This is a genomic window from Tropicimonas isoalkanivorans (genome assembly GCF_900112335.1).
GTDB classification, from domain to species: Bacteria; Pseudomonadota; Alphaproteobacteria; order Rhodobacterales; family Rhodobacteraceae; genus Tropicimonas; species Tropicimonas isoalkanivorans.
The window spans coordinates 1-20,027 of the sequence record NZ_FOLG01000008.1; the positions used below are offsets into that span (position 1 = coordinate 1).

The window sequence follows — 20,027 nt, forward strand, 5'->3', positions numbered from 1 at the left end:
GGAGGAGAGAGATGTCTGAGACCCGGGATCACGCGACGAAGAAGCTGATGAATTCGCCTGAGGCGATCATTCCCGAGATGATCGAGGGGATGCTGTCGGCGCATCCGGACCTTTTGCGGCTGGAGGGCGAGACGGGCCGGGCCGTTGTGGCGGTGGATGGGCCGCGCGACGGGAAGGTGGGCATCGTCGTGGGTGGCGGTTCCGGTCACGAGCCGGCGTTTGCGGGCTACGTGGGCCGTGGGCTGGCGGATGCGGCGGCGGTCGGCAACGTCTTTGCCTCGCCGAGCCCGGAGCACATCAAGGAGGCCGCGATGGCCGCCGACGGCGGCGCGGGCGTGGTCTTTCTTTACGGAAACTACACCGGTGACGTGCTGAACTTCGACATGGCGGCGGAGGAATGCGCCGAGATCGGCATCGACGTCCGCTCGGTCGCGGTGATCGACGACGTGGCCTCCGCACCGCCGGAACGGGCGGGCGAACGGCGTGGCATCGCGGGCGACTTCTTCGTCTTCAAGGTGGCCGGCGCCGCCGCGGACATGGGGCTCTCCCTGTTCGAGGTGGAGGCCGCCGCCCGCCGCGCCAATGCCGCGACGCTCTCCATGGGCGTGGCGCTCTCGGCCTGTTCGATGCCGCAGACGCTCAAGCCCAACTTCGAGATCGGCGACGACGAGATGGAAATCGGCATGGGCCTGCACGGCGAACCCGGCATGCGCCGCGCCAAGGTCGATACCGCCGACAGCGTCACCGACGAGATGATGGAGAAGATCCTGGGCGAGATGCCCCTCGCGGCGGGCGACGAGGTCGCGGTGCTGGTCAACGGGCTGGGCTCCACCGGCCCGATGGAGCTCTACCTGGTCCACCGCCGGGTGGCGCAGATCCTGGCCGAACGGCAGGTGACGATCCACCACAGCTGGGTCGGCGAATACTGCACCTCGCTGGAGATGGCCGGCGCCTCGGTGACGCTGATGAAGCTCGACACGGACCTCAAGCGCCTCCTCGACCACCCCTGCCGGACGCCCGCGCTCACCGTCGGCGCCCCGCCCGCACCGGTCGCCGGCGCCACCCGCACGGCCCGCGACTACGCCGCCGCCGCCCGCGCCGAGAGCGTCGACCGCGCTAGCCTGGAGGCCGGCGGCACGGTCACGCCGGAACTCTTCCGGGCGATGATGCAGGCCGCCGGCGAGGCGATCGCCCGTGAGAAGGACCACCTGAGCGAACTCGACGGGGTGATCGGCGACGGCGACCACGGGGTGACGATGGACATCGGCTGGACCGCGGTGCGCGCCGAACTCGCCGCCGCCACACCCGAGGACACCATCAGCCAGACCTGCACCCGGGCGGCCAAGGCGTTCCTCGACGCTGTCGGCGCCTCCTCCGGGCCGCTCTACGCCACCGCCTTCAACACCGCCGGCAAGGCGGTGGCCGACCGGCTCAACCTCGACGCGGAGGCCACCGCGGCCTGGGTCGAGGGGATGCTGGACGGCATCCTGAGCCGCGGCGGCGCGGCCCCCGGCGACAAGACCATGATCGACGCCTGGAAACCCGCCGCCGAAGCCGCCCGCAAGGCGGCCAAAGACGGGGCGGACGCCCTGGGCGTGCTTCAGGCGGCCGCCGAGGGCGCAAAGGCCGGCGCGGAGGCCACCCGCGACATGGAAAGCCGCCGCGGCCGCTCCAAAAAGCTCGGCACCCGCTCCATCGGCCACGTCGACCCCGGCGCCGCTTCCACCCACGTGGTGCTCGCCGCCATGACCGAGGCGCTCGCCACCGGCACCGCCTGACCCAACCCACCGCGGCGCCCGCCCCCCCAAGGCGGCCGCCGCACCCCTCAACACCCCCAAGCCACCCCGCCCGTCTTGTTGGCAAAAATACCCAATCCCAAAATCGCCAAACGCGCGGTGGATGGCGGGTCTTGCCGAAGAGACGCCATGGGTCGACAGCGTCAGCCGTTCACCGGCGTCGGAAGGGGCGTGCCATCGAAAAAGGCGTGCATGTTGGCCCGCTGGAGCTCCGCCATGGCCGTGCGGGTTTCCACGGTTGCCGACCCACCGTGCGGGTAGAGCGCGACCTGTTCGAAGCCGGACAGGCGCGGATCCGGGTCGGGCTCCGACGCGAAGACATCGAGCGCCGCACCGGCCAAATCGCCCGCATTCAGCGCATCGATCAATGCCGCCTCGTCTACACAGCTGCCGCGCGCCACGTTGACCAGGACGCCATTCTCGCCCAGAGCGGAGATCACCTGCGCATCGACGATGTTCCGGGTGGCCCGCCCGCCGACGGTCGCGACCACGAGAATGTCCACAGCTCCGGCAAGCGAGACCGGGTCGGCATGATAGGTCCAGCCTTCGGGCACCGGCTTCGGGTTGCGGGACCAGTAATGGACAGGGCATTTGAAGGCCGCGAACCGGTCCGCGATCTCCCTCCCGATGCGGCCCAACCCGAGAATGCCGACAGTGGTGCCCGACATCTTCCGGACAAGAGGCATCTCGCGCCCGCCCCAGGTAGCATCGCGCACCCATCGGTCGCCTTCGGCCAGCCGACGGAACTGGGCAAGTGTCAGGGCGACCGCCAGGTCGGCCACGTCATCGTTCAAAACGTCGGGCGTGTTCGTCACGGTGATTCCGCGGGCGTTGGCGGCGGCGATGTCGATCGCATCGTAGCCGACGCCGAAATTGGCGATCAGTTTCAGATCCGGCAGCAGGTCCATCTCGGCCGCACCGAAGGGCGCCCCGCCCTTGTAAGCGACCACCTCGACCCCGGGTTGGGCCTCCAACGCATCCGGGCTGGCCAGGTGCGGGGCGGAGAACTCTGCAGCCAGTGCCTCCGCCTCGGTGGCGGTAAACCCTCCAATTGCCAACGTCTTTCCATCACCAGTCATTTTCTGCTCCCTGAAGTATGTGGCCGCTGCGCGCGGGGCGCGACAGCTCGTGCTTACAGCAACGCCGCGGAGAACGGCAGTCCGGGCGCCATGGATCATGCTTTATCGTAGCTACAGTGAAATGAGGGGCGTGGCGTCGTCCCTCTCCGCCAAAACGGCGAGGCAATCTCCGCTCTGGATCAGGCCAGGGAAATGGCGGGCGGCGAGAAGGCCGGCGCGGTTGGCCAATATGTCGACCGGGGCGCCGCCGGTGCGGTCGCTTCGCCAGACCCGGGCGAGCGGCTGACCGGCGGCAACCGTTTCGCCGAGATCCACCAGCGGCTGAACCAGCCCGTCGCGCGTGGCGAAATGGAAACAGGCGTCATCCGGCATGGCAAGCGGAACACTGGGTGCCGGCCGCTCGATATCGCCCTCGAGGATACCGGCGTGGCGCAACACGTTCCGTCCACCGCGTATCGCAATTGCCGCAGATGCCGCCGTCGCGGTCCCTCCTCCTCCCAACTCGGTCGTGACAAAAGCCTTTCCCTGGCGCTCCACTTCAGTGTCGTACATGCCCGCCGGATCGATTTCCCGCATCATCATGCTGTAGGGTGCTGCAAAGGCATCGACGGCGGCCATGCACGCCGCCTGCTGCTCGGCGTCCTCCAGGTAATGCGCGGCGGCATAGGGAAGGAAGTCCAGTGTCTTGCCGCCCGAATGGTAGTCCAGAACCACATCGGCCATCGGAACCAAAACATCCGCGAAATAGTGCGCGATCTTTTGGGTCACAGGTCCGTCCGGGCGACCGGGAAAGGCGCGATTGAGGTTGACGTGATCTATCGGGCTTGTGCGGGTGCCCGCGCGAAAAGCGGGGTAATTCATGTAGGGCACGATGATAATCCGGCCTGCCACCTGCTCCGGCGCGATTTCCCAGGCGAGGTGTTGCAGCGCGATTGGGCCCTCGTATTCGTCGCCGTGGTTACCGCCCGTCAGGAGCGCCGTCGGACCTTGGCCTCCGACGATGACGGTGACGGGAATCATGACATTGCCCCAGGCGCTATCGTTGCGGGAATGGGGCAGTTGCAGGAAACCGTGACGCTTTCCCGGTGCCTCCAGCGACATCGTCGGGCGGATCGGGTTGAGCATCATGCCTTGACCAGCATCTTGCGGGGCAGGTCGCAGAAGACGAACGGGGCGCCGTCCGTGATGGCGATGGATTCGGTGGTTTCGTAGCCCCAGGTGTCCATCCACAGGCCGGTCATGAAGTGGAACGTCATCCCCGGTTTCAGCACGGTCATGTCGCCCCGGCGCAACGACATCGTGCGCTCGCCCCAGTCGGGCGGATAGCTCAGCCCGATGGAATAGCCGGTTCGGTTGTCCTTCACGATGCCGTAGCGGTCGAGCACCTTGTAAAAGGCGATCGCGATGTCTTCGCAAGTGTTGCCGGCCCGCGCGGCCTCCAGCCCGGCGTCCATGCCTTCCAGAACAGCCTTTTCGGCGTCCAATATCTCCTTCGGCGGCTTGCCGAGGAAGATCGTGCGCGAAAGCGGCACGTGGTAGCGCTGATAGCAGCCGGCGACTTCATAAAACGTGCCCTCGTTGGGCCGCATGGGAAGGTCGTCCCAGGTCATGTGCGGCGCGGCGGCATCCGGGCCGGACGGCAGCAGCGGCACGATGGCCGGGTAGTCGCCGCCGTGGCCGTCCTGTTCGTCGTAGCGCAGGCCCGCATCGTAGATCTCGGCCACCAGGTCACATTTCCGCATGCCGACCTCGACGGTCTCGGCAATCCGCCGGTGCATTCGCTCGACGATGCGGGCGGCCTGACGCATGTAGTGCAGTTCCTTGTCGGACTTCACGGCGCGTTGCCAGTTCACCAGCCCCGTCGCATCCGCGAACCGCGCGGCGGGCAACCCATGCTGCAGCCGATCGTGCGCCCTGGCCGAATACCAGTAGTTGTCCATCTCGACGCCCACGGTCCCCCGGTGCCAGCCCATGTCGGTCAGCTGTGCGCAGAGGTAGTCCATCGGGTGGCGATCCGTGGATTGCACATAATTGTCGGGATACCCGATGACGTAGTGCTCGCTCATCCAGACGGTCCGATAGGCGCCATTGGCATCCTGGCTGCGCCCGAACCAGATCGGCGGGCCGTCCGGCCCGATCAACACGCATTGGTGCACGTAAAAGGACCAGCCGCCATATCCCGCGATCCAGGCCATGTTCGAAGGATCGCTGATGATAAGCAGATCGAGGCCACGCCGGGCCATCTCCGCTCGGGTCTGGATCACGCGGGCTTCGTATTCGTCGTCGGTAAACCGCTCCGGCGTTCTCTGGAGGTCGGGCATGGAGGTCCTCAGGGTGAAGCGACGCGCGCCTGAATGGGAGTGGCCACAACCTGCGCGCCTGCTCCGATCGCGCTGATGGAAGGATGCCAAAGAGCCCTGACCCCGTCGCGGACGGCCGGAAGGCTGGGCAGCGCTGGTTCACCCGCTCCGGCGGTCCTGCCGTGCGCTTGCCCCACCGGCGTGAGCCGGTCCCTGCCCCCAATGTTCTTCAAGGCGGCCCTCAGGTCTTCGATCCTCACCATTTCCACAACGGGACCTCCGGGACGCGCCGGTGTCAACCTTTTCCCGCCCCTACTTCGGACATCGCGGGCACAATCCCAGCCGCCGGACACACCCGCACTGAAGACACCCCCGTGCGACCCTGCCACGAATCGCTGGGGGCCCGTCTTGGGCCACCTTATCCGGCGCCGCTCAGGACGTTTCCTGCCCGCTCAGGAACAGACCAAATATTCCGTACCGGCGCGATTTCGTGACGAAATTTCTTCGTTTTGCAATCCGCAGCTTGGCGCATCGCCCCGCGTGCTGCACTGTTTGCCGATAACCATAGGGGAACAAAGGGGCCAGCCATGGATGCAATTATCGGATTTCTTAACACAATTTTTTGGGGATACGTCCTCATCTACGGCCTGCTGGCGGTGGGGGTCTATTTCACGATCCGCCTCGGCGGGATCCAGTTCCGCCACTTTGGCGAGTTCTTCCGGGTGATCCGCAAGGCGCCCGAAACCGACGATCAGGGGATCACCCCGTTCCAGGCGCTGACCGTATCGCTCGCTTCCCGCGTGGGTGTCGGCAATATTGCTGGCGTCGCGGTGGCCCTGAACCTCGGCGGACCGGGCGCGATCTTCTGGATGTGGATGGTCGCCCTCGTTGGTATGGCCACAGCGTATTCCGAAAGCACTTTGGCGCAGCTTTACAAGACTCACGGGCCGAGGGGCATGTATCGCGGCGGGCCGGCTTTCTACATTTCGCACGGGATGAACATGCCCTGGCTGGGCGCGATCTTCTCGGTCTGCCTGATCCTATCGTTCGGGCTCGTCTTCAACGCGGTTCAGGCGAACTCGATCGCCCAAGCCACGCAGGGCGCGTTCGGTATTCCCACCTGGCTCGTCGGGCTGGTCATCGCCGGGCTCGTCGCCGTCGTCATCTTCGGCGGCATCAGGAAGATCGCAGCCGTCGCGGAAAAGGTCGTGCCCGCCATGGCCGGTGTCTATCTTCTGGTGGCGCTGATCATCCTGATCATGAATATCGGCGAGGTTCCGGGTGTTCTCGGCCAGATCGTCGGCTCGGCACTCGGATTTTCCGAGGTCGCAGGCGGCGTGACCGGGGGCGTGATGGCGGCGATGATGAACGGCGTCAAACGCGGCCTCTTCTCCAACGAGGCCGGCATGGGCTCCGCTCCCAACATCGCGGCCGTCGCCACGCCGGTGCCGCACCATCCCTCCAGCCAGGGCTTCGTCCAGGCGCTCGGTGTTTTCATCGACACGCTGGTGATCTGCACCTGCACGGCGGTCATCATCCTGCTGTCCGGCGTCTACGTTCCGGGCGGAGAGGAAACCGGGACGGTGTTGACCCAATCGGCCCTCACGGCTGAAATCGGTGCCTTTGGTGGGTACTTCATCGCCATCGCGATCTTCTTCTTCGCCTTCACGTCGATCATCGGCAACTACTCCTACTCGGAAAATGCCATGGTCTATCTCGGCGCGGGAGATCCGAAGTATCTGACGATCCTTCGGTCCGCAGTGGTGCTGATGGTAATCTGGGGCTCGCTGCAGGCGGTCTCGACCGTCTTCAATGCCGCGGATGCCTCGATGGGGTTGATGGCGACAATCAACTTGATCGCGATTGTCACCCTCTCGGGGACCGTGATCAAGTTGACGAAGGATTACTTCGCGCAGCGCGCTCAGGGCATCGAACCGGTGTTTCACGCCGCCGACTATCCGGAACTGGAACGCGGTATCGAGCACGCGATCTGGTATCGAGAGAGCGTTCACGGTCGCGTTTCCGGCGAAGAGGCGGGCTGATCGGGTGATCCCGAATCTTCGCGAGCGTCCTGGGCGGCGGCCCTCCGCAAGACCCAAGGCGCTCCGTCCGAACTAGTACGATTTTAACCGGCCCCCTCTTCAAAGCGGGGGCCGCAGTTACGATGGAATTGGGTGCATTTGCTCACGAATTAACCTCCCGAGACTCCCCCCGCGCAGCCTTTTCGAGAATTGGCCTTGCAATGCCGTGACGGGTTCGATTTGCTGCCGCGATACGCGGGGAAGGCCCCTTGCGGGCCAAAGTTGGATCAATAGACGAAACGCGTGGCAGCCAGACAGATCGGAACACCGTCGTACACAGTTGATTGACTTCGCTCGGTTCTTCGACGTCACTCGGTACGGGCGCGGCCCCCATCCCGCGGACGATTCGATGGGGAGGAGGCTCTGGGGAGGAAACTATGGGTATTACTCGGGTCCTTGACCTGATCAATGAAACCGTGGGGCGGATCGTAGCCGTCATCGCGGTCGTGTTTGCTGCGATCATCATCTACGATGTCATTATGCGCTACGTGTTCAACGATCCGACACGATGGGCATTTGACGTCACCAAACAGATGTTCGGATTCTACTTCGTCATGCTCGGCGGCTATGCCCTGAAGCATCGGTCGCACGTATCTGTCGACCTCGTGACGGAGACCCTCACACCGGGCGTGCTCCGTATCGTCGAGGCTGCCGGCTACATCATTTTCTTCTTCCCGTTCGCCTGGGTGTTCTTCACCCGGTCGTGGGAATTCGCGACGCGCTCTCTGGCGCAGGCAGAGACAACTTATGGTGCAGTGCAGCTGCCGGTCTATCCGCTCAAGATATCCATGTGCGTCGCGGCCGGACTGCTTCTGATCCAGGGTGTTTCGGAATTCATCAAGATCCTGTTCGGTTACAGGGAACCTGCCCAATGAATCCGGAACTTATCGCTGTCGTTATGTTCGGCCTGCTGCTGCTCGGCCTGTTCATGGGCCATCCGCTGGCCTTCGTTCTGGGCGGTACGGCCGTCCTGACCACCTTCATCGCCGGTAAGCCGATGGTGCTCGGCATCGTGATCAACCGGATCTTCGGCGATGTTCTGGACAACTTCACCCTGATCGCCATTCCGCTCTTCGTGCTCATGGCACGGTTCCTGTCGGACTCTGGCGTCACGGACCGAATGTTCGAATCCCTGCGGCTGCTGATGTCCAACATCCGTGGCGGGCTGGCGCTGGCCGTCGTTTTCATCTCGATTTTGCTCGCGGCCACCACCGGGATCATCGGTGCCTCCATCACCGTGATGGGCGTGATGGCGCTGCGGCCCATGCTGCAGTACGGCTACGCCCAAACGTTGACGACCGGTGTCATCGCGGCGTCGGGCTGCCTCGGCATCCTGATCCCGCCGTCGATCATGCTGATCCTTATGGCCAGCTACTCGCCGCTGTCGGTGGGCGAACTCTTTGCAGGGTCCATGGTGCCTGGCGTGCTGCTCGGTCTCAGCTACGCCGTCTACGTCTACCTCGTGTCGGTCTTCCGGCCCGACCTGGCGCCAGCGGTCGAACCGGACGAAAAGATCTCCCGCGGCGCCCTGATGCGGATGCTCGCGTTCGAGGCGGTGCCGCCGCTGGTTCTGATCCTCGGTATCCTCGGCTCGCTGCTGGCGGGCATCGCGACGGCCACCGAGGCCTCCGCCATCGGTGCGTTCCTGGCGCTGCTGATCGTGATCATGCGCGGCAAGTTCCATTGGTCGACGTTCTACAGCGCCATGCTGGAGACGGCCCGGACCTCCGCGATGATCCTGTTCATCGTTGTCGGCGCCACGGCGTTTACCGGCGTGTTCAACATCACCGGGGGCCTTCGCGCCACGCAGGAGATCATCCGCTCGCTGGACATGGCGCCGTGGCTGCTGATCACCATGATGATGGTGATCGTCTTCATCCTCGGCGCGTTCCTGGACTGGACCGGCATCGTGCTGCTGTCGTTCCCGATCTTCCTGCCAATCGTGCAGGAGATGGAAATCAGCATGCTGTGGTTCGTCGTGCTGATGGCGGTGGTGCTTCAGACGTCCTTCCTGACGCCACCATTTGGCTACGCCCTGTTCTACCTGAGGGCGATCGCGCCGAAGGAGGTGCGCACCGGCCAGATCATCAGGGGCGTCCTGCCCTTCATCGCGCTGATCGTGCTGATGTGCTTGCTCGTCGCCGCCATCCCGAGCCTCGTCACGTGGCTACCGGCGCGGCTTTACACCCAAGGATAAGAAACGACCCACGGGGCGGCTTGCTCTGCGTGCCGCTGCCCCGTGGCTACCGCTTGTGACTGTTTCAATAGGAGAGGAGAAAACCATGACCTTCAAAAACGTCCTGCTCGGCACTGCCCTTGCGGCCGCGGGCGCCCTGCCCGCCTTTGCGCAAGACACCTGGACGATGACGACCACCTGGCCGTCGTCGCTGGAACTGATCGAGGGGGACAAGCACTTCGTCGATCTCGCGAACAAGCTGACCCAGGGAGAGCTTTCGATCGAGTTCTTCGAAGGCGGCGCGCTGGTTCCCGCAGGCGAAGTGTTCGGTGCGGTCGAGTCCGGCTCGATCCAGGCTGGCGCCGACTGGCCCGGCTACTGGGCGGGCCGCGATCCGGCGTTCTCGCCGCTCGCAACCACCGCCTCGTTGTTCAACGCCGTGGACTACGTGAACTGGATTCTCGAATGGGGCGGCGCCGATATCTATAACGAGATCTACGGCAAGTTCGGCATGGTCTACCTGCCCTACATGGTGACCAACAACGAATCCGGCTTCCGCACCAACGAGCCCATTCGCAACCTCGACGACCTGCAGGGCAAGCGCCTGCGCCTGTCCGGCCTTGAGCAGGGCAAGCTCCTGGAGCGGCTCGGCGGCAACCAGGTCTCTATGGCCGGCGGCGAGATCTACCAGTCGCTGGAGCGTGGCGTGATCGACGGGGCGGAGTTCTCGACCCCGAACGTCGACTGGTCCGGCGGCTTCCAGCAGGTGACGAAGTACTGGGCGACGCCGGGCTGGCACCAGTCCGCGTCGATCTTCGGCGTGATGATCAACAAGCAGTCCTGGGACGCGCTGTCGCCCGAGACCCAGGAGAAGCTGCAGATCGCGGCGGACGCCACGTTGATGTGGTCGCTCGCCTTCACCGAGAAGCGCGCGTCGGAGGCCTACAAGCAGTTCGACGAGGCCGTCGAGATCAACCGGTACGACGACGAGACCCTCGCCAAGGTCCAGGAAATGGCCAACGAGGTGATCGTCGAGACCGCGTGCGAAAGCCCGAGCTCGGCAAAGGTCTACCTCAGCATGCTGGAGTACCTCGAGGACTACAAAGGCTGGCGCGAAGCGTCTGCTCCCTTCAACCTCGGCCGCTCGCCCAACGGGCCGGACATCGAAGCCGTCCGCGCCTGCGTTGACGGCTGACCGGGAACGGTCTGACCGACGCATGAAAAACAGGGCCCCCCGCCAGTCGGGGGGCCTTTTTCATTCCGGCGACGGTGTGAACCGGAAGTCCGACTGGCGCGCCTGCGTCACCTCCCGGATGAAACCTGCCACACGGCGAATGCGGGAGATCTCGCGGTCATCCTCCCCGTAGAGGAGCCAGTAGCCTCGGGTGAACGCAATTTCGTCAGCCAGCACGGGGATAAGGTTGGCGGCGCGCGCCATGTAGCAAGGCAGCACACCAAGCCCCGCCCCGCCGGTCACCGCGTCTATCTGGGCCTGCACTGTGGCGGCTCTATAGGCTGTATGGATGCCGGGATGGATCAGCTTGGTGAAGTTCAGCTCGGCGGAGTAGAGAAGCTCGTCGATGTAGCCGACGAACGGATAACGCAAAAGGTCCTCTTTGGCGTGCAAGTCACTGGAATCGTTCAGAAATTCCGCCGATCCATAGAGGCGCAGGTCATAGTCGAGGAGCTTCTGCTGAACCAGCCGGCCGGACTGCGGCCGCTCTAGGCTGACCGCGATGTCCACCTCGCGGTTCCACAACTTGTGGCTCGCCGGGACGGGCACCAGTTCGATCTCGAGCGATGGCTCCGCCTTTGCCAGATCCGGCAAAAGGCGGGAGAGCACGGTGTTCCCGAACCCGTCCGGTGCCCCGACCCGCACCCGACCGGACAGGCTCCCGGGCCGTTCCAGTCTGTCAAGGATCGCTGCGGCGGCGGCTTCCATCTCCTCGGCGAGCGGGATGAGCGCAGCCCCCGCTTCCGTCGGCACGTAGCCGTCCACGTCGAGGTCCAGAAGACGATTGTGCAGGCGCTTGTCGAGGTGCGACAGGTGCCGCGCCACGGTGGTGTGGCTCACCCCGAGCCGCTTCGCCGCGCGGCTGATCCGCCCCGAGCGCGCGGTTTCCAGAAAGTACTGAATGTCGTTCCAGTCGAACCGATCTGCCATGACGTTCCTCCCGCTCCGGAGCGTATCGCCACCACTTCTGAACGAAAACAGACAAAGACTGTGCATATTCGGAAGTTCTCAGGGCTGTACCGCGTAGCCCATAAATTCCGTCAGGGAGACACCTGGCGTGTTACGCCGGGTCTGGGAGAGGGACGGAGGAGGACAGGATGCAAAATCTTGGAACGTTCGATTATGTGATTGTCGGCGCGGGCAGCGCCGGTTGCGTTCTGGCCAACCGACTGAGCGAAGACCCGGATACGCGCGTGCTCCTTCTCGAAGCGGGCAGCAGCGACATCTACCACTGGGTGCACATCCCCGTCGGCTATCTCTACTGCATCGGCAATCCGCGCACCGACTGGGGGTTCAAGACCAAGGCATGTGACGGTCTGGACGGCCGCTCGCTCGTCTACCCGCGCGGGCGGATCATCGGCGGATGCTCCTCCATCAACGGAATGCTCTACCTGCGTGGGCAGGCCGCGGACTACGACGGCTGGCGCCAGATGGGACTGTCCGGCTGGGGCTGGGAAGACGTCCTGCCCTATTTCACCAAGTCCGAGGACTACTTCGCCGGGGCCGACGAGGCGCATGGCGCCGGCGGTGAGTTGCGGGTGGAGGAACAGCGGCTGCGCTGGAAGATCCTCGATGCGTGGAAGGAAGCCGCCGTTGCCGCCGGCATTCCGGAGAGCGGGGACTTCAACCGGGGCGACAACTTCGGCGTCGGCTATTTCAAGGTGAACCAGCGCAATGGATGGCGGTGGAGCGCCGCCAAGGCCTTCCTGAGACCTGCGAAGCGCCGGCCGAACCTGACGGTGATGCCCAACTCCCAAGCAGATCGGCTGATTTTCGAGGGACGGCGTGCGGTCGGCGTCAGGTTCCGCCGGGACGGGCATCCGGCGGAGGTGCGGGCGGGGGCGGAGGTGATCCTCGCCACTGGCGCCATCGGCTCACCGCAACTTCTGCAACTCTCCGGCGTCGGGCCGGGGGCGCTTTTGCAGGAGCACGGGATCGACGTCTTGCTCGATCATCCCGGCGTCGGTGCCAACCTGCAGGACCATTTGCAGATCCGGTGTGCCTACAAGGTCAAAAACGCGCTGACCCTCAACACCATGGCGAACAGCTGGCACGGCAAGGCGCGGATCGGGCTGGAGTATCTGCTGAAACGGTCCGGGCCAATGTCCATGGCGCCGAGCCAGCTTGGCGCGTTTGCCTACTCCGCCCCCGAGGTCGCGACGCCGGATCTGGAGTATCACGTGCAGCCCGTCACGCTCGAAGCCTTCGGAGAGGCGCCGCACGCCTTCCCCGCCATTACCACCAGCGTCTGCCACCTTCGCCCTGAGAGCCGCGGCCACGTCCGCATAACGTCGCCCGACGCCCGGGCGAAACCGGAGATCCAGCCCAACTACCTGTCCACGGAGGGCGACCGCCTCGTCGCGGCGCGGGCGATCCGGCTGACCCGGAGGATCATGGAGCAGGCGCCGATGGCGCAGTACGACCCGGAAGAGTTCAAGCCGGGGCCGCAATACCAGACGGACGCGGAGCTTGCCCTGGGCGCTGGACGGATCGCGTCGACGATCTTCCACCCGGTGGGCACCGCCCGCATGGGCACCGATCCGGAGGCCGTGGTGGATGCGGAGCTGCGCGTGAGAGGGCTGGAGGGGCTGCGTATCGTGGATGCGTCCGTGATGCCGCGGATCACCTCCGGCAATACCAACGCCCCGACCATGATGATCGGTGAGAAGGCGGCGGACATGATCCGTGCGGCAGGCCGCGCGAGCCGCGTCGCCTGACCTGAGCCTAACGCGACAGAAATTGGGGAGCGGCGGCCCGCACCTCCTCCGTAAGAAATTCGGAGCAATAGCGGACCCGCGCCAGATCCCGCAGGTCCGCGTGGACGATCAGCCAGAACGACCGGATGAGCCGCACGTCCTCCTCCAGCACGCGGACGAGGCGCGAGTCCTTCAGCGCCATGAACCGCGGCAGGATGCAGAGCCCCGCCCCGGCCAAAGTCATGTTCACCTGCGCCACGAGGTTCGAGCTGGTGATCCACGGCTCGTGGTCCTTTGCGATGAGCGGTACGTAGTCCAGCTCCCGCGCATAGATCAGGTCTGGGACGTACCCGACCAGCCGGTGATGACGCAGATCCGTGCGAGAGGCGGGTGTGCCGGCGTGGGCCAAGTATTCAGCGGTCGCATAGATGCCGAGCTCATAGTCCGTGAGCTTGTGGGCATAGAACCGCCCCTTCTCCGGCCGCGCGAGCCCTATGGCCAGATCGGCCTCGCGTTTGGACAGGTTGAACAGACGGGGCATGGTGACGAGTTCGAACTTAAGATCCGGCTGCTGGCGACTCATGCGGACCAGTCGCGGCGCGAGAAAGCTGCTGCCGAACCCATCCGTCGCCCCGATCCGGACGGTGCCGGCGATCTTCGAGGTTTCCCCGGAAATGTCCTTGGCGGCCTGAAGCGCGATCGCCTCCACCCGCTGCGCCGCCTTCAGGAACTGCTCACCCTGCGGCGTCAGTTGGTATCCGGTCACGCTCCGGTCGAACAGGCGCGTTTCGAGAACCGTTTCAAGCTGCTTGATCCGCCGGCTGAGTGTGGAATGGTCAATCCCGAGAAGGTCCGCCGCCGCGGTGAGCCGTCCGCTGCGCGCAACGGCAAGAAACGACTCCATCGAGCCCCAGTCGAAGCGATCGGCCATATGCGGTTCCGTGCAAGCCTCGTGTGTATATCTCACGGTTTACGTGCACAGGCCAGCATGCTTTCCTGTGCGGAGTCACGCAAGGGAGGAGGCCGTGACGATGGGGCACCGCGGTCCGCGCGATGCCCGTCGTGATGGCTTGGGGAGAACGCGGTGGATTTTGCACTGAGTGAAGAACAGGCGTCTATCTTCGACATGGCGCGCGCTTTTGGCGAGGAGCATATCGCACCGCATGCGCGTGAGTGGGAGGCGGCAGGCACGATTCCCAAGGATCTTTGGCCGAAGTTGGGTGAATTGGGCTTCGGGGGCCTCTATGTGTCCGAGGCGAACGGCGGGTCCGGCCTAAGCCGGCTGGACGCGACGCTGGCGTTCGAGGCGCTGTCGATGTCCTGCCCGTCCGTCGCTGCCTTCCTGTCGATCCACAATATGGGCGCGGCGATGATGGACAAGTTCGGCTCCGACGCATTGCGCGCGCGTTTCCTGCCGGGCGCTGTCCGCATGGACACGGTCCTATCCTATTGCCTGACGGAGCCCGGCGCGGGCTCCGACGCAGCGGCGCTGAAGACGCGGGCGGTGCGCGACGGGGACGTGTACCGCCTGACAGGCACCAAGGCTTTCATTTCCGGCGGCGGGTATTCCGACGCCTACATCGTAATGGCCCGCACCGGCGAGGACGGCCCACGCGGCATCTCGGCCTTCGTGGTCGAGGCCGGGACGGAAGGCCTGTCCTTCGGCGGGCTGGAGCAGAAGATGGGCTGGAAGAGCCAGCCCACGCGACAGGTGCAACTGGATGACTGCGTCGTCCCGGCAGACAACCTGCTGGGGCACGAGGGCGACGGGTTCAAGTACGCCATGGCCGGCCTCGACGGCGGCAGGCTGAACATCTCGGCCTGTTCGCTCGGGGCGGCGCAGGCGGCGCTGACGTCCACGCTGGCCTACATGGGCGAACGCCGCGCCTTCGGCCGGGCGATCGACCAGTTCCAGGCGTTGCAGTTCCGGCTGGCCGATATGGAGATCGAGTTGCAAGCGGCCCGCACTTTCCTGCGGCAAGCGGCATGGAAGCTGGACACCGGCGCACCGGACGCCACGACATTCTGCGCCATGGCCAAGGCCTTCGTGACTGAAGCGTCATCCAAGGCCGCAGACGGGTGCCTGCAACTGCACGGCGGGTACGGGTATCTGTCCGACTACGGGATAGAAAAAATCGTTCGGGATCTGCGGGTGCACCAGATCTTGGAAGGCACCAACGAGATCATGCGCCTGATCACGGCTCGCGCCCTGCTGGCCGCCCGATGACCCCGCTGCGCAAAGGACACGCGGGAGACCGCACTGACGCCATGCTTGCGCCATCCGGCGCAAACGACCTGAAATTGGGAGGACTATAAGATGAGGATCGCGTTTATAGGCTTGGGGAACATGGGTGCCCCCATGGCCCAAAACCTGAAGAAAGCGGGACACGACGTGGTCGGCTTCGACCTGGCGGCGAAGCCGGAGGGCATCGAGATGGCCGACACCGCTGCCGCCGCATGTGAGGGCGCGGACGTTGCCATAACCATGCTGCCCAACGGCGCGATCCTGCGCTCGGTGGCGGCGGAGATCATCCCCGCCCTGCCCGAGGGCGCCATCTTCATCGACTGCTCCACCGTGGACGTCGAGAGCGCGCGCGACGTCGCCGAGGACGTGACAGCCGCCGGCCTCAAGGCGCTCGACGCGCCCGTCTCAGGCGGCATCGGTGGGGCGACCGCCGGCACGCTGACTTTCATGATCGGCGGCGACGAGGACGCATTCGGCCAGGCCAAGCCGCTGTTCGACATCATGGGGCAAAAGGCCGTGCACTGCGGACCGTCGGGCAATGGACAGGCTGCGAAGATCTGCAACAACATGATCCTTGGCGTGACGATGATCGCCACCTGCGAGGCCTTCGCCCTGGCCGACAAACTCGGTCTGGACCGGCAGGCCATGTTCGACGTGGTGAGCACGTCCTCGGGCTATAGCTGGTCCCTGAACGCCTACTGCCCTGCCCCCGGCGTGGGTCCGAAATCCCCAGCGGACAACGGATACGCACCGGGTTTCGCGGCGGAACTGATGCTGAAGGATCTGCGCCTGGCGCAACAGGCGGCCGAAAGCGCGGACGCCGATACGCCCATGGGCCAAGCCGCCGCCGCCCTCTACGAGACCTTCGTGGAGACTGAAGGCGGCAAGGGAATGGACTTCTCGGCCATGCTGCCCCGGTTCGAGAAACGCGGACGCGGCTGAGCGGTCTGCCCGCCCTGGCCGGCAGTGAACGCCGGTCAGGCCCCCGGGGCCCATGTGTTTTTTCGCTTCTTCAATGTCGCAATCCTCACCGCAGACGATGGTCGCTCTCTTGGAAGGGCGGCTACAGCCCCAGGTATCGGGTCACGATATCCCCGGTCATCGCGTCAAACGGCCCGGACCAGACGCTGCGGCCGCGTTCGAGGATGACCGCGTGATCACACGCCGCGCGTAGTTCACGAAGGGACTTGTCGATCACCATCAGGGTCATGCCGGTCTCCGATTTCAGCGTGGCGATGACGGACCATATTTCCTGCCGCACCAACGGGCTCAGGCCCTCGGTCGCCTCGTCCATGATGAGCAGCCTCGGATTGGTCATCAGGGCGCGGCCGATGGCGAGCATCTGCTGTTCCCCGCCGGAGAGCAGGGCCGCACGCTGGCGGCGGCGTTCGCCGAGGCGCGGGAACAGGTCGGAGACGCGGGCGAGGTCCCAATGCCCCTTCCGGGCTGCCGAGAGCAGGTTTTCCTCAACCGTCAGATCGCGAAAGCAGCGGCGGCCTTCCGGCACCAGTCCGATACCGAGGCGAGCCGCGCGGTGACTTGGTAGGTGGGAGAGATTATGCCCGTCGAACACCAGCGTGCCGGAGGCGGGAAGCATTCCGCAGATCGCCTTGACCGTCGTCGTCTTGCCCATGCCATTGCGCCCGACCAGCGCCAGCGCCTCGCCCCGGCCGATTTCCAGACTGACCCCGAAGAGCGCCTGACTGGCGCCGTAGGCCGCGCCGACGTCGGTAAGGGAAAGCAGGCTCATGCGTCCTCCCCAAGGTATGCCTCGCGCACGGTCGGGTCGGCGCGGATCTCCTCCACGGTGCCGCTGGCAACGACGCGGCCATAGACGAGGACGCTGATGCGGTCGGCAAGGGCAAAGACCGCATCCATGTCGTGCTCCACCAACAGGATGGGCGCCTCTTTCCGAAGGTTGCTCAGGATCTCTGTCATATGCCGCGATCCCTCTGCCCCGAGGCCAGCCATCGGTTCGTCCATCACGAAGATCTTCGGCTCCAGTGTGAGGGCGACCGCCACTTCCAGCAGGCGGCGTTGGCCGTGGCTCAACTCCGCCGTCCGCACGGCGGCGAGGTCCAGCAGGCCGACGCGCTCCAAGGTGGCTTCGGCGCGGGACCTCAGGTGGCCGTTTCGCAGCACGTCAGACAGGAATCGCCAGGGCGTCCCCCGCGCGCCAAGGCATCCCAACAGCGCATTCTGAAGGACGGTATGCTCCATCGCCAGGGCGGAAATCTGGAAGGTGCGCGCCAGCCCCAAGCGGGCGCGGGCGCGCGTGTCGAGCCGGGTGGCGTCACGCCCCAGAATATGAATGTCACCGGCGTCAGGTGGGAGCGCCCCGCAGATCTGCGCGATCAACGTGGACTTGCCCGCCCCGTTCGGGCCGATGATGGCGTGGATCTCGCCGGCCCGCAAATCGATCGAGATATCCTCGCTGACGGTCAACGCGCCGAACCGCTTGGTCAGGCCACGTGTCGCAAGAAGCGGCTCACTCATGGGTCGCCCCCCGGCCGGAGAGCATCCCCACCACGCCGCCACGGCCGGACAGGACGATCAACAACAGGATGATGCCCAGGAACAGTTGCCAATACTCGCTGATCCCGCCGAGCAGGTGCTCCAGCAGCACGAAAATCCCCGCGCCGGCCACGGGGCCAAACAGCCTCGCCACACCGCCGAGGATGACGAAGACCATGATCTCGCCGGACATCTGCCAGCTGAGCATCGTCGGGCTGACGAAGCGGTTGAGGTCGGCGAAGAGCGCCCCGGCAAGGCCGGTGATCGCGCCCGAGATCACGAGCGCAACCAGTTTGGCGCGCGTTGGATCGAGGCCGACGGCCTCCACCCTCTGCGGCACCTGGCGGGCCGCCGTCAGCACCAGGCCGAACGACGAGCGGGCAAGCCGCGCGTTCAGAAAGAGCACAACGCCGAGCCACGCGAGGCACAGGCCGTAGAACTGTATCGGGATGAGCGTATTCAGCCCCGGAAAGCTGTTCCGCACGTAGATCGAAAGCCCGTCTTCGCCGCCATAGGCTGGCCAGGAGATTGCGAAGAAATAGGCCATCTGCCCGAAGGCGAGCGTGATCATGATGAAATAGACGCCCGTCGTCCTGAGCGCCAGCAGCCCGATTGCCACCGCCGCGAGGGCCGAGGAGAGAATGGCCGTCAGCCAGATCACGGGCATGGACTTTGTCCCGTCCAGCTGGAGCGGCCATTCCATCAGGGGCGAATAATTCTGCGCGTGGGAGGCCAGAACGCCCATCGCGTAGCCGCCGAGGCCGAAATAAACCGCATGACCAAGGCTCACGAGCCCGCCCAGACCCAACGCGATGTTCAGCCCCACGGCGGCGACAGCGAAGATCACGACACGGGTGGCGAGTGTAATGGTGAAGGGCTCATCCGCCCACTGCGCCCAGGCGGGCACCGCGACCAGCAGCGCCAGGATCGCCGCGTTGACGGTCCGTTCGCGGATCATGCGCGCGCTCCGAACAGGCCGGTTGGGCGCCAGACGAGCACAGCGGCCATGAGGACATAGATCGCCATAGAGGCGAAGGCCGACCCGGTTGCCGTCGCCTTTGCCGGGTCTGTGAAGAGCTTGAAGAGCTCTGGCAGGAAGATCCCGCCGAGCGTATCCGTCAGCCCGACCATCAGCGCGCCGACGAGTGCCCCCTTGATCGAGCCGATACCACCGATCACGATCACCACGAAGGCGGAGATCAGGACCGGCTCCCCCATGCCGACCTGAACTGACTGGATGGCGCCCACCAGCGCACCGGCAAGGCCCGCCAGCCCGGCCCCGAGGGCGAAGACCAGCGTGTAAAGCCGTGAGATATCGACGCCGAGCGCCGCGATCATCTCACGGTCGTTCTCGCCCGCCCGGATTTGGATGCCGATCCGCGTGCGGGAAATCAGCAGCCCCAGCCCGGCGGCGATGACGAGCCCCACGACGATCAGGGCAAGCCGGTAAAGCGGGTACTGGATTCCGCCAGGGAGCGTCACCGGCCCGGCAAGCCAATCCGGAATGTCGAGATAAAGCGGGAAGGAGCCGAAGAGCCAACGTGTGCCCTCCGAAAATATCAGAATGAGCGCGAAGGTGGCGAGCACCTGGTCGAGGTGATCCCGACCATAGAGTCGCCGGATCACCACCAGTTCAACAATCCCCCCCGCCAGCGCCGCCGCAACCAACGCGGCGCCGAGTGCAAGCACGAACGACCCGGTCGCCCCCGCCACCGCCGCCGCCGCGAATGCGCCCACCATGTAGAGTGACCCGTGCGCCAGGTTGATGAGCCCCATGACCCCGAAGATCAGGGTGAGACCCGCTGCCATGAGGAACAGCATGACTCCGGATTGCAGTCCGTTCAGGACCTGCTCGACAATCAGGATGGCGGACATGGGGATCCTTCGTCACGGGGAGCCCGGAGCG

At 65.2% G+C, this 20,027-nt stretch carries 17 protein-coding genes; 8 read left to right on the forward strand and 9 right to left on the reverse strand.

The annotated features are described in order from the left end of the window. Positions 1-11 precede the first annotated feature (11 nt). Positions 12-1,778: a dihydroxyacetone kinase subunit DhaL gene (gene dhaL / locus BM075_RS13395; RefSeq protein WP_093359998.1), complete on the forward strand. Its 1,767-nt coding sequence runs from the start codon at positions 12-14 to the stop codon at positions 1,776-1,778. A 161-nt stretch (positions 1,779-1,939) separates the two neighbouring features. On the opposite strand, the gene BM075_RS13400 is transcribed toward dhaL, so the two are convergent. The 3 genes from BM075_RS13400 to doeA form a co-directional block, all read right to left on the reverse strand. Continuing rightward, entirely contained in the window at positions 1,940-2,875 is a 936-nt protein-coding gene (locus BM075_RS13400) for a 2-hydroxyacid dehydrogenase (RefSeq protein ID WP_093361207.1), read from the reverse strand. Positions 2,876-2,986: 111 nt separating this feature from the next. Beyond that, complete coding sequence (gene doeB / locus BM075_RS13405) at positions 2,987-4,003, reverse strand: N(2)-acetyl-L-2,4-diaminobutanoate deacetylase DoeB (RefSeq protein WP_093361208.1); 1,017 nt, start codon at positions 4,001-4,003, stop codon at positions 2,987-2,989. Next, a complete protein-coding gene (doeA, locus tag BM075_RS13410; RefSeq protein ID WP_093361209.1) occupies positions 4,000-5,196 on the reverse strand; it encodes an ectoine hydrolase DoeA in 1,197 nt (398 codons plus the stop codon). Before doeA ends, doeB begins: the two co-directional genes overlap by 4 nt. Before the next feature lie 566 nt (positions 5,197-5,762). Here doeA and BM075_RS13420 point away from each other — a divergent pair. The 4 genes from BM075_RS13420 to dctP all read left to right on the forward strand — a co-directional run bounded on the left by BM075_RS13420 (position 5,763) and on the right by dctP (position 10,627). Continuing rightward, positions 5,763-7,217: an alanine/glycine:cation symporter family protein gene (locus BM075_RS13420; RefSeq protein WP_093361211.1), complete on the forward strand. Its 1,455-nt coding sequence runs from the start codon at positions 5,763-5,765 to the stop codon at positions 7,215-7,217. 416 nt (positions 7,218-7,633) lie between these two features. Then, positions 7,634-8,131, forward strand: coding sequence for a TRAP transporter small permease subunit (locus BM075_RS13425; RefSeq protein ID WP_093361212.1), 498 nt, complete (start codon positions 7,634-7,636; stop codon positions 8,129-8,131). Further along, the gene (locus BM075_RS13430) at positions 8,128-9,453 is read left to right on the forward strand and encodes a TRAP transporter large permease (RefSeq protein WP_177208350.1); all 1,326 of its coding nucleotides are present in this window, start codon (positions 8,128-8,130) and stop codon (positions 9,451-9,453) included. Before BM075_RS13425 ends, BM075_RS13430 begins: the two co-directional genes overlap by 4 nt. A gap of 85 nt (positions 9,454-9,538) precedes the next feature. Next, complete coding sequence (gene dctP / locus BM075_RS13435) at positions 9,539-10,627, forward strand: TRAP transporter substrate-binding protein DctP (protein WP_093361213.1); 1,089 nt, start codon at positions 9,539-9,541, stop codon at positions 10,625-10,627. 60 nt (positions 10,628-10,687) lie between these two features. On the opposite strand, the gene BM075_RS13440 is transcribed toward dctP, so the two are convergent. Beyond that, entirely contained in the window at positions 10,688-11,596 is a 909-nt protein-coding gene (locus tag BM075_RS13440) for a LysR family transcriptional regulator (protein WP_177208351.1), read from the reverse strand. Positions 11,597-11,763: 167 nt separating this feature from the next. On the opposite strand from BM075_RS13440, the gene BM075_RS13445 reads away from it, so the two are divergent. Then, on the forward strand, positions 11,764-13,383 hold the full coding sequence (locus tag BM075_RS13445; RefSeq protein WP_093361215.1) for a GMC family oxidoreductase: 1,620 nt from the start codon (positions 11,764-11,766) through the stop codon (positions 13,381-13,383). Positions 13,384-13,390: 7 nt separating this feature from the next. Here BM075_RS13445 and BM075_RS13450 read toward each other — a convergent pair whose 3' ends face one another. Beyond that, positions 13,391-14,293 (reverse strand): LysR family transcriptional regulator, encoded by a 903-nt coding sequence (locus tag BM075_RS13450; protein ID WP_093361216.1) that lies wholly within the window; start codon positions 14,291-14,293, stop codon positions 13,391-13,393. A gap of 153 nt (positions 14,294-14,446) precedes the next feature. Here BM075_RS13450 and BM075_RS13455 point away from each other — a divergent pair, with 153 nt between their 5' ends. Further along, positions 14,447-15,589: an acyl-CoA dehydrogenase family protein gene (locus BM075_RS13455; RefSeq protein ID WP_093361217.1), complete on the forward strand. Its 1,143-nt coding sequence runs from the start codon at positions 14,447-14,449 to the stop codon at positions 15,587-15,589. Between the two features lie 90 nt (positions 15,590-15,679). Beyond that, positions 15,680-16,549: a 3-hydroxyisobutyrate dehydrogenase gene (gene mmsB, locus BM075_RS13460; RefSeq protein WP_093361218.1), complete on the forward strand. Its 870-nt coding sequence runs from the start codon at positions 15,680-15,682 to the stop codon at positions 16,547-16,549. 121 nt (positions 16,550-16,670) lie between these two features. Here mmsB and BM075_RS13465 read toward each other — a convergent pair whose 3' ends face one another. The 4 genes from BM075_RS13465 to BM075_RS13480 are packed head-to-tail and all read right to left on the reverse strand — an operon-like array spanning position 16,671 to position 19,996. After that, positions 16,671-17,357, reverse strand: coding sequence for an ABC transporter ATP-binding protein (locus tag BM075_RS13465; protein WP_093361219.1), 687 nt, complete (start codon positions 17,355-17,357; stop codon positions 16,671-16,673). Continuing rightward, complete coding sequence (locus BM075_RS13470) at positions 17,354-18,103, reverse strand: ABC transporter ATP-binding protein (protein ID WP_093361220.1); 750 nt, start codon at positions 18,101-18,103, stop codon at positions 17,354-17,356. The genes BM075_RS13465 and BM075_RS13470 overlap by 4 nt, the downstream gene beginning before the upstream one ends. Further along, entirely contained in the window at positions 18,096-19,079 is a 984-nt protein-coding gene (locus BM075_RS13475; RefSeq protein WP_093361221.1) for a branched-chain amino acid ABC transporter permease, read from the reverse strand. Before BM075_RS13475 ends, BM075_RS13470 begins: the two co-directional genes overlap by 8 nt. Then, complete coding sequence (locus BM075_RS13480) at positions 19,076-19,996, reverse strand: branched-chain amino acid ABC transporter permease (protein ID WP_093361222.1); 921 nt, start codon at positions 19,994-19,996, stop codon at positions 19,076-19,078. Before BM075_RS13480 ends, BM075_RS13475 begins: the two co-directional genes overlap by 4 nt. Positions 19,997-20,027: the final 31 nt, after the last annotated feature.